This window comes from Paenibacillus sp. J31TS4 (genome assembly GCF_018403265.1).
In the GTDB taxonomy this organism is placed as follows: domain Bacteria; phylum Bacillota; class Bacilli; order Paenibacillales; family NBRC-103111; genus J31TS4.
The window spans coordinates 120,224-133,191 of record NZ_BOSI01000003.1 but is presented as its reverse complement, the minus strand read 5'-3'; the positions used below and the strand labels follow the sequence as shown (position 1 = coordinate 133,191).

At 62.6% G+C, this 12,968-nt stretch carries 11 protein-coding genes; all 11 read left to right on the top strand.

Annotated features, from left to right (window positions below; all coding sequences use genetic code 11):
* The first annotated feature begins 6 nt into the window (after nt 1-6).
* Nucleotides 7-846 carry an amidohydrolase family protein gene (locus KJS47_RS15535; RefSeq protein ID WP_213525989.1) on the top strand — a complete coding sequence of 280 codons (840 nt, stop codon included), beginning with the start codon at nt 7-9 and terminating at the stop codon, nt 844-846.
* Between the two features lie 48 nt (nt 847-894).
* On the top strand, nt 895-2,610 hold the full coding sequence (locus KJS47_RS15530) for an IlvD/Edd family dehydratase (protein WP_213525988.1): 1,716 nt from the start codon (nt 895-897) through the stop codon (nt 2,608-2,610).
* Between the two features lie 579 nt (nt 2,611-3,189).
* Nucleotides 3,190-5,319 carry a BglG family transcription antiterminator gene (locus KJS47_RS15525; RefSeq protein ID WP_249716426.1) on the top strand — a complete coding sequence of 710 codons (2,130 nt, stop codon included), beginning with the start codon at nt 3,190-3,192 and terminating at the stop codon, nt 5,317-5,319.
* Nucleotides 5,320-5,345: 26 nt separating this feature from the next.
* Nucleotides 5,346-5,780 (top strand): PTS sugar transporter subunit IIA, encoded by a 435-nt coding sequence (locus KJS47_RS15520; RefSeq protein ID WP_213525987.1) that lies wholly within the window; start codon nt 5,346-5,348, stop codon nt 5,778-5,780.
* 4 nt (nt 5,781-5,784) lie between these two features.
* Nucleotides 5,785-6,051 carry a PTS sugar transporter subunit IIB gene (locus KJS47_RS15515; protein ID WP_213525986.1) on the top strand — a complete coding sequence of 89 codons (267 nt, stop codon included), beginning with the start codon at nt 5,785-5,787 and terminating at the stop codon, nt 6,049-6,051.
* Between the two features lie 34 nt (nt 6,052-6,085).
* The gene (locus KJS47_RS15510) at nt 6,086-7,381 is read left to right on the top strand and encodes a PTS ascorbate transporter subunit IIC (protein ID WP_213525985.1); all 1,296 of its coding nucleotides are present in this window, start codon (nt 6,086-6,088) and stop codon (nt 7,379-7,381) included.
* A gap of 693 nt (nt 7,382-8,074) precedes the next feature.
* Nucleotides 8,075-9,067, top strand: a complete 993-nt coding sequence (locus tag KJS47_RS15505) for a phosphotriesterase family protein (RefSeq protein WP_213525984.1) — start codon at nt 8,075-8,077, stop codon at nt 9,065-9,067.
* An 18-nt stretch (nt 9,068-9,085) separates the two neighbouring features.
* Nucleotides 9,086-9,847, top strand: coding sequence for a creatininase family protein (locus KJS47_RS15500; RefSeq protein ID WP_213525983.1), 762 nt, complete (start codon nt 9,086-9,088; stop codon nt 9,845-9,847).
* 3 nt (nt 9,848-9,850) lie between these two features.
* The gene (locus tag KJS47_RS15495; RefSeq protein WP_213525982.1) at nt 9,851-10,585 is read left to right on the top strand and encodes an SIS domain-containing protein; all 735 of its coding nucleotides are present in this window, start codon (nt 9,851-9,853) and stop codon (nt 10,583-10,585) included.
* Between the two features lie 155 nt (nt 10,586-10,740).
* Nucleotides 10,741-11,007, top strand: coding sequence for an HPr family phosphocarrier protein (locus KJS47_RS15490; protein ID WP_213525981.1), 267 nt, complete (start codon nt 10,741-10,743; stop codon nt 11,005-11,007).
* On the top strand, nt 11,007-12,770 hold the full coding sequence (gene ptsP, locus KJS47_RS15485) for a phosphoenolpyruvate--protein phosphotransferase (protein WP_213525980.1): 1,764 nt from the start codon (nt 11,007-11,009) through the stop codon (nt 12,768-12,770). The genes KJS47_RS15490 and ptsP overlap by 1 nt, the downstream gene beginning before the upstream one ends.
* The last annotated feature ends 198 nt before the right edge of the window (nt 12,771-12,968 follow it).

Genomic DNA, 12,968 nt, shown 5'->3' with positions numbered 1-12,968 from the left:
TTAGCCATGATATTCGATTGCCATACCCACTTATTCGGACCGGGACAGTTCGGAGGCGCCACGCTCGCCGCCGCCAAGCGGGCCTGGGGCGGTGACCAGGAGCTGCTGGTGACGCCCGAGATTCACTGGGAGCTCGTCAAGGACTTCGCAGGCGCGATCGTGCTCGCATTCGACGCGCCCGCGACCGGAATCAACGTGCCGAACGAATATGTCGCCGAGTATGTAGCCAAGCATCCCGGCAAGCTGTTCGGCTTTGCTAGCGTCGATCCGAACCGGGAGAACGCACCGCAGCTGCTGGAGACGGCCGTCAAGGAGCTGGGACTCGTCGGGCTTAAGCTTGGCCCAATCTACCAGAACTTTTATCCGGATGCCAAGGAGCACTTCCCACTGTACGCCAAGGCGGAGGAACTCGGCGTGCCGATTCTGATCCACCAGGGGACGTCGTTCGTGCCGGAGGGCTATCTGGACGCGTCGCGCCCGGCGGCGCTCGATCCGGTCGCCCGGGCGTTCCCGAACCTGAAGATCCTCATCGCCCATATGGGCCATCCGTGGGTCGATGAGTGCATCGCGGTCGTACGCAAAAATCCAAACATGTACATGGACGTCTCTGCACTCGGTTCGCGCCCGTGGCAATTCTACAACGCGCTCGTCTCCGCGATGGAGTACGGCGTGACGCACAAGATTCTGTTCGGCTCGGATTATCCGTTCTTCACGACGGAGCGGATGATCGAGGCGCTGCGAAACATCAACGCTCTGGCCGAGAGGACGGCACTGCCCCGCATTTCGGAGGAGATCATCGAGGGCATTCTTCACCGCAATACGCCCGAGCTGCTGGGCCTCGTCTAGGCAGGGCGGTACAGAAACGAAGTTTAACTTAAAGGAGCGACCGGCAAGATGGCAGCGGATACCGAGAATACGAAGCGAAGAGGCGAGAACTATTTCACCGACGGAGGGCTGTGGGGCTTTATCCACCGGTCCTTCACCAAGTCGATGGGCTACACGGAGGAGGATCTGGCGAAGCCGGTCATCGGCATTTGCAACACGTTCAGCGAGCTGAACAAGTGCCACTCCCACTTCAACGAGCTGGTCGACTACGTCAAGCGGGGCGTCTGGCAGGCGGGAGGGCTTCCGATGGAGTTCCCGACCATCTCGATCGGCGAGCCGTACGTCAAGCCGACGACGATGCTGCTGCGCAACCTGATGGCGATGGATACCGAGGAAATGATGAAGGCTCATCCGATCGACGGCGTCGTCCTGATCGGCGGCTGCGACAAGACGGTGCCCGCCCAGCTGATGGCGGCGGCGAGCGCGAACATCCCGGCCATCGTCCTGACTGGCGGCCCGATGCTGAACGGCCGGCTGCACGGCCGGAGCCTCGGCGCATGTACGGACTGCTACCAGTTCACGTTGGAGCACAAGGCGGGCAACCTGAGTGACGAGCAGCTCGCGACGGCGGAGAATGCGATCTGCCGCAGCGACGGCCACTGCATGGTCATGGGGACGGCCAGCACGATGGCGTCCATCGCCGAGGCGATCGGCATGGCGCTGCCGGGCTGCGCCGCTATCCCGGCGCCGGACAGCCGCCGCCGCCATATGGCCGAGCGGACCGGCAAGCAGATCGTCGCGCTCGTGAAGGAGAACATCCGCCCGCGCGACATTATGACCGAGCGGGCGCTGGAGAACGCCATCCGCGTCACGATGGCGAGCGGCGGCTCGACCAACGCGATCATCCACCTCGTCGCGATCGCCGGACGCCTCGGCATCCGTCTGCCGCTCGAACGCTTCGACGAGCTGGCGGCCTCGACGCCGTTCCTGCTCAACCTCCGGCCGTCCGGCCAGTACCAGATGGAGGAGTATTTCGAGGCCGGCGGCGTGCCGTCGCTTATGAAGGAGATGGAGTCTCTCCTGCACGGAGACTGCCTGACGGTGACCGGCGGTACCATCGCCGAGAACTTGAACGGCGTCGAGGTGCTGGACCGCAATGTTATCTTCCCGCTCGACAAACCGCTGGACCCGCAGGGAGGCATTGCGGTGCTCCGGGGCAACCTGGCGCCGAATGGCGCGCTGATCAAGCAGACGGCGGTTTCAGCGCATCTGCGCAAGCATAAGGGTAAGGCCGTGGTGTTCGAATCGCCGGCGGATCTCGACCGCCGCATCGACGACCCGGGGCTCGACGTGGATGAGAACAGCGTCCTCATCCTCAAGAACGCCGGGCCCAAGGGAGCCCCGGCCATGCCGGAGATCGGGCAAATCCCGATTCCAAAGAAGCTGCTACAGAAGGGCGTGCGCGACATGGTCCGCATCTCCGACGCCCGGATCAGCGGCACGTCGTATGGCGCGCTTATCGTCCACGTCGCGCCGGAGGCCGCGATGGGCGGCCCACTCGCGCTCGTGCGCGACGGCGATGTCGTCGAGCTCGACATCGCCGCCCGCCGGCTGCACATGGAGGTGGACGAGGCGGAGCTCGCCCGCCGCCGCTCGGAATGGCGGGCGCCAGAGCCGCATTACGACCGCGGGTACGGCCTGCTCTTCATCGAGCATGTGCTCCAGGCGGATCGTGGCTGCGACTTCGACTTTCTCGTGCCGAAGGAGCTGCGGGATCAGGAGTGAGGCCTGATCCCGCCGGACCGCCCGGCCGGCTGGCCACTGCCCGCAGGACGAGCGGTTCGTTAAGCAAGGCAACATTAGCGTATTTGACACGGCAATCCAATCCGAACAAAGCCGATGCGCCCCCTGGGGTATCGGCTTTTTCGCGTTTGGCGTGCGTCAAGCCGTCCCGACGGAGAAGGGAGCCGTCCGCTCTCTTGGGACGAGTGGACTCGCCTGCTTCCCATCCGCGACTAGTCCGAATGGACTAGAAATGTTCATATTTTTCTGAGAATAGCCAAGGAAACTAGTCCCTCCCCGTCGATATAGAAGCAACCGGTCAAGCGGAATGAGTGGCCGAAGACCAACCCAAGTTCTATTGACCAACAGAAAACCATCCGAAAAATACGCGGACAGCAGCGGATATCGGATGGTTTTTCCTATGTCAGCAAATGCTATGGACAAGGGGGGCATACAATCGTTGCACACTTCCGGTGCCATCATTTGAACGCCCGGGCGTCTTCTAAGGGTGGAAGCGCTCCTATATAATGAAAGCAACAGAAGCTTACAGGAAATGCGCTCCGACGAAAGGAGGAGATCCTGATGGATGAACGCAGCATGCAAATCCTGACCCTTCTGCAGGAAGCGGACGGATACGTGCCCGCCTCCGTCATGATGGACAAATTCCACATTTCCAAGCGGACGGTTTATTACGATCTAGACAAAATTAACCATTGGTTAATTACAAACGGGCTGGATCCCGTCGAGCATCTGCGGGGTTCCGGTTTCCGCCTCCCCAAGGAGGCGAAGGATCGGCTGCCCAAGCTTGTGCAAAGCTTGACCGTCCGGCAGTACTATTACTCGCCCGAAGAGCGAAAGGCCTGGCTCGCCATTCATTTGCTGACGCAGAAGGAGCCGCTGTTCAAGCGGGACCTCGCCGAGCTGCTCCAGGTGAGTCGGGGCACGGCGCACCAGGACCTGGCCGCCGTCCGAGAGACCTTTACCCGCTACGGCGTCGGCATTTCGTTCGATCGGGTGCTCGGCTACCGGCCGACCGGCCGGGAGGAGGACAAGCGGCGCGCACTCACCGAGGCGCTGTCGCCCATCCTCTCTGACGTGAGCTGGAAGGAGTTCGTGTCCCAGGTCAGCGGGCTCGTCAACGCGAGCTTGACCCGGACGCAGCTGCCTCAGCTCAAAGAGGAGGACCTCGCCTCCGTCTACGGCATGATCGACCGCTGCGAGGCAGCGCTCGGCATCGAGCTGACGGACGAGATGGTGGTTCACCTCGCGTCCCGGCTGCTTCTTTTTGCGAGCCGGATCGCCACGGGTGAGACGGTAAAGCTCGACAGGGACGAGGCGGAGGCGCTGCGGCGCACTCCGGAGTACCGGGCTGCGGAGGACCTCGCTTCCCAGCTCGGCGCGCTGCTCGGCATCCGGCTTCCGGGCGACGAGATCGGCTACCTGACGATCCAGCTGCTCGGCGCGCGTCTCAATCGCGCCTCTTCTCTACCGGATGAAAGTGGAACCGACGAGCGTATCCGGGAGCTGACTGCCGAGATGATCGACCGGTTTGAGCGCCAGGCGTGCGTCTATTTTCACGATCGCGAGCAGCTCGAGAGCAACCTGCAGGTTCATATGAAGCCTGCCTATTACCGGTTGAAATACGGCATTCGGCTGCCGAATCCGGCTGTCGACTCGATCCGCGACCGGTACGGGGAGATTTTCGTCCTGACCAAGGCGGCCGTCAAGCCGTTCGAGGACTATCTCGAGCAGACGATGCCGGACGATGAGATCGGGTATGTGGCGATGCATTTCGGCGGCTGGATGAAGCGCGAGCAGGCCGTTCCGGCGGGCCGCCGCAAAGCGGCGATCGTCTGCGTCAACGGCGTCTCCACTGCCCGGATGCTCAAAGCTCAGCTCGAGCAGCTGTTTCCGTCGCTCGATATCCTCGAGTTTTTGTCGCTTCGGGACTATGAGCGCTACGAGGGGGACGCGGACGTTATCTTCTCCACCGTCCCACTGCAGGGAGGCTCTCGCAAAATCTTCAAGGTGAGCCCCATCCTGTCGGATCTCGAGAAGGCCGATCTGCTCGCCGCCATGAGCGGCATTGCTGGCGGTCCCGGCCGTGGCGGCGTCGGCTCCGCCGAGACGCAGGCGCTGCAGCTGCTCAAGCTGATCCGCCGGCACGCGGACATCCGCGACGAGGAGGCGCTAGGCGGGGAGCTGACCCGCTTCCTCGCCACCGGGATGGCCGGCGTGGATGCTGGCGAGAAGCCGGTGCTTCGCGAGCTGCTCACCGAGGCGACGGTCCGGGTGCGGCCGTCCTGCCGGAATTGGCGGGAGGCGATCCGACAGGCGGCCGAGCCGCTTGCGGCCAACGGCAGCATCACCCCCAGCTACATCGAGGCGATGCTCGGCAAGGTGGAGACGTACGGCCCTTATATGGTCGTCGCTCCCGGCGTCGCCATCGCCCACGCCAAGCCCGAGGAGGGGGTGAACCGGCTCGGCATGAGCCTGCTCAAGCTGGAAGAGCCGGTCGCCTTCTCCGAGGAGGAGAAGCACCAGGTGCGCGCCATCGTCGTGCTGGCCGCCCAGGATGGCGAGCGGCATCTGCGGGCGCTGCAGGACCTGACCCGGCTGCTGCGGGAGGAAGAAGCCCGCACCCGGCTGCTCGAGGCGTCGACCGTCTCCGAGCTCCTAACGTTATTCGACACCAATATACCGCAAGACTAGTTAGCGCATAGAAGGGGTTGTTACCGTTGAAATTTCTGGAACCGGCCATGATCGATCTGGCGGCGAACGCCGCCACTCCGGAGGAAGCGATTCGGGCGGCGGGCCGCCTGCTCGTCGAGAGTGGAGCCGCCGAGGACTCTTACGTGGAGGCGATGGTCGCCTCTTACGAGGCGAAGGGCCCGTATTTTGTTCTCGCTCCGCACATCGCTCTCCCCCATGCCAAGACGGAGGACGGGGTGCACGAGGCGTCCGTCTCGCTCGCCCGGCTGCAGGAGCCTGTGGCGTTCGGCCACAAGGCGAACGATCCGGTGAAGCTGGTATTCGCTCTCGGATCCGCCTCGAACGCTGACCATATCGCGCTGCTTCGCAAGCTGACTTTGCTGCTGAACGACCCGGCGAACATTGAGCTGTTCAAAACCGGCACGCTTGACCAAATTACGGCCATTCTAAAGGAGGACTAACAAGATGAAAGTATTGTGTGTATGCGGATTGGGACAAGGAACTAGCCTTATTCTTCGGATGAACGTAGAGACGGTACTGCGGGACCTCGGCGTCGGCGCAGATGTGGAGCATACGGACGTTTCGTCGGCCGCCGGCATGTCTGCCGATTACATTGTCACCAGCAACGAGCTGGCACAGAGCCTGCAGGGCCACAGCGCACAAATCGTGATCGTGAACAACTACTTCGACCTTGCCGAGATCAAGGAAAGGCTGCAAGCGGCTCTTGCCTAACGGTCCGCTTGTCAACGATTAGGGAGGGAATTGGATGAACGTCATCTCATGGATTGCGACGAACGTCTTCGGCACACCGGCGATCCTGCTCGGCTTCATTGTTCTGCTGGGCCTGGTGCTGCAAAAAAAATCGACGAGCCAGATCATCAGCGGCACGTTCAAGGCGATCATCGGCTTTTTGATCATCAACGCGGGGTCCGGCGTCATCGTCGGCGCGCTCAATGTGTTCGAGCCGATGTGGAAGGAAGTGTTCGGCCTCGAGAGCGGCTCGCTCGGCAAGTTCATCGGGCAGGACGCGTTTAACAGCAAATACGGCAGCATGGTGACGCTGGCCATGTTCCTCGGCTTCCTCATCAACGTGCTGCTCGCCCGCTTCACCAAGTTCAAATACATTTACCTGACCGGCCACATGATGTTCTGGACGGCAACGATCTTTGCAGGGGTAGTCGTGCATACGGTCGGCGATGTGTCCTTCTGGAAGATGGTTCTCTTCCTGTCGGTTATTCTCGGTCTCTACTGGACGTTCCAGCCGGCGGTTACCCAGCCGTTCATGCGCAAAATCACCGGCAACGACAACATCGCTCTCGGCCATACGTCGGCTTCGGTCTCGCTGCTCTCCGCCTGGTTCGGCAAGCTGCTGGGCAACAAGAACAACGACGCCGAGAAGATCAAGGTGCCGAAGGGACTCGAGTTCCTGCGCGACTCGAACGTCATTACCGCCCTCAGTATGGGCATCCTGTTCCTGATCGGCGCGATCGTCATCGTGCTGAAGAGCACGCCAGGCGCCCAAGAGCTTGTAGGCAAGGCCGGCGACCAGAACTTCATCATCTACTCGATCGTGCAGTCGTTCACCTTCGCCGGCGGGATTGCCGTCGTGCTTCTCGGGGTGCGGATGTTCATCGGCGAGCTGGTGCCGGCGTTCAACGGGATCGCCACCAAGCTCGTGCCAGGCGCCAAGCCTGCGCTCGACAGCCCGATCGTGTTCCCGTATTCGCCGAACGCGGTTATCCTCGGCTTCATCGGCGCCTTCGTGGGCGGCCTGATTTGGCTGGTGGTACTCGGTAGTACGGTGTCGTACATTTTCGTTCCGACGATGATCGTGCTGTTCTTCCACGGGGCGACGGCCGGGGTCTTCGGCAACGCAACCGGCGGTGCGCGCGGCGCCGTCATCGGCGGCTTCATCACTTCGACGGTGGTGGCCTGGGGCCAGTTCTTCATGGTCAAGTATCTGATCAGCTCGACGATTCCGGATACGGCCATGTGGGCGGCGGACTCCGATATGTTCATCATCGGTCCGATCGTCAGCTTCTTGGCTAAGCTGTTCTTCTAACAATCACGAGGAGGGGGAGTCCTGTCATAGGAAGCCCCCTGCTTTGCACCTGAAAAAGGCTTTGGGCGAAGGCTCCGTAGGCTTGCGAGGCACAGTTTTGCAGGCTGCGAGGGCATTAGCTCCGGAGCAAAACCTTTGCGGGCAGGCGGCTGCGGGCCGAATGGCCTCCGGCTCCGTTGCAAGCCCGTTTCCTTGATGGAATGGGCCTTCGGATGGTGGAAACGGGCCCGCAAAAGTCGCTTCTCCGGCTCATTCGCCCCTACGCCGCGGGCATCGAAGAAGGTTTCGCCTTCGGCGGGGGCCTCTTGCAGGCTCGAGGCCGTCTTGTGGGCCTCTGCTTCGCAGGATGCGGGCGGATGCTCCGTAGGCTTGCGAGGCACAGCTTTGCAGGCTGCGAGAGCATAGGCTCCGTAGCAAAACCTTTGTGGGCAGGCGGCTGCGGGACGAATGGCCTCCGGCTCCGTTGCGAGCCCGTTTCCTTGATGGAATATGCATTCGGAAGGTGGAAACGGGCTCGCAAAAGTCGCTTCTCCGGCTCATTCGTCCCTCCGCCGCGGGCATCGAAGAAGGTTTCGCCTACGGCGAGGCCTCTTGCAGGCTCGAGGCTACCTGCGAGAGCAAGCTCCGCAGGTTTAACGCGGGCATAAGCTCCATATTTTAACCAACAAAATTACCTATGGGAGGGTTTCTAGCATGAGCTTCATTCGTACGCTGACCAAAGACATCGCCCCCGACCAAATGGGTTTCACCTATTCGCACGAGCACATCGTGTGCCGTCCGGACTTCTGGGTTCAAAAGGGAGAGGACGATCTGCTCCTCGACGATCCCGAGAAGTCCAAGCTCGACGTGCTGGACTTCAAACGCCTCGGAGGAGACACCATCGTAGACGCGACGGCGATCGACTACGGACGGGACGTACCGGCCGTGCACCGAATCATGGAAGAAACCGGCGTGACGATCGTTGGCACCGCCGGCTTCAACAAGAGTTTCCTGTGGGACGCCAAGATCAAGGAAGAGCTCAAGCCGCTGCTCGGCAACTACCGCACCTACGCCGAATGGATCGACGCCAAGTCGATCAACGAGCTTGCCGACTGGGTCATCCGCGAGGTGGAGGAAGGGCTCGAGGGCACGCCGTTCAAGGCCGGCCAGGTCAAGTTCGGCACCGGCTACAACCGGATTACGCCGCTTGAAGAAAAAACGCTGCGCGCCGTCGCCCGCGCTCATCACGAGACGAAAGCCCCGATCCACTCCCACACGGAGGTGGGCACGATGGGTCTCGAGCAGCTCGAGCTGCTGCGGAGCGAGAACATTAACCTCGAGTACCTGAGCCTCGGCCATATGGACCGCAACCCGGATCCGTACTACCACGAGCAGATCGCCAGCACCGGCGCGTTTCTGAGCTTTGACGGCATCGGCAAAATCAAGTACGCTCCGGAAAGCACCCGCATCGCACTCGTCCTCAACATGGTCCGCAAAGGCTACGAGGACCAGGTGCTGATCAGCGGCGACACCGCCCGCAAGACGTACTACAAGCACTACGATTACGGCCTCGGCCTCGAATACATCATCGGCAAATGGGTGCCGCGCTTCATCGACGAAGCGAACCGCGAAGGGTTTGACGGCGAGAAGCTGATCCGCAAATTCTTCGTCGAAAACCCGGCCCGCTGCTTCTCGTTCAAGAAGTAGGAAGGAGGCGCGATCCGCATGAATTTTCAACAGCAATCGTCTTACGAGGCCCAGGCGCTGATCGACCGCTGCCAGGCGGCGATTCTGCCGATCGGCGCCGTCGAGGCGCACGGCCCGCATCTACCGCTAGGCACGGACAACGTGCTGGCGGAGCGGCTGTCGTACAAGCTGGCGGAGCGGACGGACAGCATCGTGCTGCCGACGCTGCCGTACGGCCAGGTGTGGAGCCTGCAGACGTTTCCCGGCAGCATCAATGTCTCGAACGAGGCGCTGATCGCGATGCTGTACGATATCGGGGAGAGCCTGCACCGGCAGGGCTTCCGGATTTTCGTCATGGTGAACGGCCATCTCGGCAACGGCGTTGCTCTCAAGGAAGCGGCCCGCAAGCTGTACCGGGATTATCCGGAGCTGAAAGTGTTTTATTTCTTTTATCCCGGCGTCGGGCAGGTAACTGCGCGTGTACGGGAGTCGTCCTCGGCACATTCGTCGTATTTTCACGCTTGCGAGCTGGAGACGTCGTATATGCTCTACCTTGCGGAAGAGCAGGTCGACATGAGCAAGGCGCTGTCGGAAGCGCCGGAGATCCCGATGGAGGCCGACTGCACGCCGACCCCGTGGGAGACGTTCACGTCGACGGCCGTACTGGGCGACGCCCGGCTGGCCACCAAGGAAAAAGGCGAGGCGATCGTCGAGACGGCGCTCGCGAACATGGAGCGGATGCTGATGGACGCCAAGCGCCGGCTGGCCGGCGGGCAGACCCCGCATCCGGAAGGAGAATAGGCTATGCTGCATACGTATATGGACCGGATTCATGAGATGCTAAAGCAAGTGGAAAGCACGGAGGCCGAGACAATGAAGCAGGCGGCCGCCAAGGTCGCGGACTGCCTCGCGGACGGCGGGATCGTTCACCTGTTCGGCTGTGGCCACTCGCATATTTTGACCGAGGAAGTGTTCTATCGCGCCGGCGGCCTTGCTCCGCTGCGCCCGATTCTGTACCCGCCGCTCATGCTGCACGAAGGCGCGGTCCGCTCGTCGGAGCTCGAGCGGCAGAACGATCTGGCCGCCACCTTCATGGACGACCAGGACATCCGGCCGGGCGAAGTCGTCTTCGTCCTCTCGACGTCGGGCCGCAACCCGGTTCCGGTCGATGTCGCTCAGATCGCCAAGGCGAAGGGAGCCTACACGATCGGCATCACGTCGCTCGAATACTCCAAGAGCCAGCCGTCGCGCCATGCGAGCGGCAAGCATCTGTTCAACTCCGTCGATCTGTGCCTGGACAATCACGCGGTGCCGGGCGACGCGGTACTGACGCACCCGAATGTCAAGGTTCCGTTCACCCCAACGTCGACCGTCATCGGCGCGGCGATGCTGAACGGCATTCTGGCCGAGGCGATCGGTCTGATGGCGGACCGCGGCCAGGAGCCGCCGGTATTCCTGAGCGGCAATATCGACGGAGCCGACGAGCATAACAACCGGCTGATCGAGCAGTACCGGGGACGGATTCCTCTTTTGTCCTAGGTTAGGGAGACCGAGGGGAAGCGTCCTCTGAGGCGGTTATAGATAGGTGGGTCGCTCGAGAACGGATAGAGATTCGCTCGTCCGCGCCGGGCCGCGATCGTGCGGCCTGACGCCGGGCAGGGCGGGGAGAAGCACATGATAGGAGGAGATCCATAATGTACGCAAGACAAGTGACGATCGCGAATCAGGAAGGGTTCCACGTCCGGCCGGCGCAGCTGTTCGCGGACAAGGCAGCCGAGTTCGAGGCGGAGATCAAGGTTAAGGCGGCGGACGGGGAAGCCGACGCGAAGAGCATGCTCGAGCTGATGACGCTCGGACTGGAAAAAGGCTCTGCGATCACCATCGAGGCCGACGGCGCCGATGCGCAGGAGGCAGCCGACGCGCTCGCCGGTCTCGTTGAGAGCAAATTTGGTGAAGACTGATGGACGCTCGGACGATGCAAGGCATCGGTGTCTCGGACGGCATACGCATCGGTCCGGCGTTTTTGTACCGGCCGCACGGCGAGACGGCCGCTCGGACAGCGGGACAGCCAGGCCCTGGTGAGGAAACGCCGCGTCTCGGCGAGGAGGAAGCCGCCCGCGAGACGAAACGGCTCGAGGCCGCGCGCGACGCGAGCGTAGCGGCCTATGACGCGCTCATCGAGCGGGCAAAGCTTACCGTCGGCGAGCAGCAGGCGGCGATCCTCGTCGGGCAGCAGCGGCTGCTGACCGACAAGGCATTCTACCCGCCGATCGCGAAGCTGGTCGCCGAGGAACGGCTGCCCGCCGAGGCGGCCGTTCGTCAGGTGGTCGAGCAGGTCGCGGGCAAGTTCGAACGGCTCGCGAGCGACTACATGCGCGAGCGCGCGGCGGACATCCGCGACATCGGCGGCCGCTTGCTCGGCGAGCTGACCGGGGAGGGGGCGGGCCAATTGGCGAGCCTAACGGAGCAGGTCATCCTTATCGCGGACGATCTGGCGCCATCGGACACGGTCCAGCTCGACAAAAACGTCGTGCTTGCCTTCGTCACACGCAAAGGTGGGAAGACGTCGCACACGGCGATCCTGTCGCGGTCGCTCGGCATTGCCGCGGTTGTCGGCGCGGGTAACGCGCTGGACGAGATTCAGGACGGCGACCTGCTCATCGTCGACGGCGCCGCCGGCGTATGCCATGTGCGGCCGGATGAAGCCACCGTGGCGGAGTACCGGACCCGGATGGAGGAGGAGGCGCGCCGCCTGGAGCAGCTGGCCGCATTCCGGGAGGCGCCTGCCGCTTCCCGCGACGGCAAGCGCATCGAGGTGGCCGTCAACATCGGCACCGTGAAGGAAGCCGAGGCTGCGGCGGACAGCGGGGCGGAGGGCGTCGGCCTGTACCGCACCGAGTTCCTGTTCATGCACAGCGATCATCTGCCGACCGAGGAGGAGCAGGCTGATGCCTACACCCAGGTTGCGGAGCTGTGGGGCGGCCGGCCGGTTATTATCCGGACGCTCGACATCGGCGGCGACAAGGCGCTGCCGTATTTGCCGCTGGCGAAGGAAGAGAACCCGTTCCTCGGCTACCGGGCGATCCGCATCGGCCTGGACCGGCCGGAGCTGCTCCGGACGCAGCTGCGCGCCATTCTGCGCGCCAGCGCCCACGGCAAGCTGCGGGTCATGTTCCCGATGATCTCGTCGCTCTCCGAATGGCGGCGGGCAAAGGCCATGCTTGAGGAAGCCAAGGCGGAGCTGGACCGGGAAGGCGTCGCGTTCGACCGCGGCATCGAGGCCGGCATCATGGTCGAAATCCCGGCCGCCGCCATGCAGGCGGACTCATTCGCGCGCGAAGTGGACTTTTTCAGCATCGGCACCAACGACCTCGTCCAGTACACGCTCGCCGTCGACCGGATGAACGAGCAGATCGCGCATCTGTACGATTATTTCCATCCGGCTGTGCTGCTGCTCATCCGCCGCGTCATCGTCGCCGCCCACCGGGCGGGCAAATGGACCGGGATGTGCGGGGGCATGGCGGGGGATCCGCTGGCCGCGCCGCTGCTGCTCGGCTTCGGCCTCGACGAATGGAGCATGGACGTCTCCTCGATCAACCGGATCAAGGAGACGGTCAGCCGCCTCGACAGCGCAGAATGCACCGCTCTGGCCGACCGTCTGCTCGAGGAGGCGACGCCGGAGGATGTGCGCCGTGAGCTGAAGGCTTATGTGGACGGTTTGTAGGCATTCCTTTTCCTGGAAGCAGGGGAATGCAAAGAGGACTGTGTCTGAACCGAGAGCGTGCTCTCGGGGCTAGATACAGTCCTTTTTTGTATGTCTCTTTGGCATGCAAATCGCCGTCCCTGCTTTGTTTCACGTTTCCCTGACAAATCGGCTCTTGCCGGCCCTGACCACCGTCCTATGACGCCGAACACCTCGCGC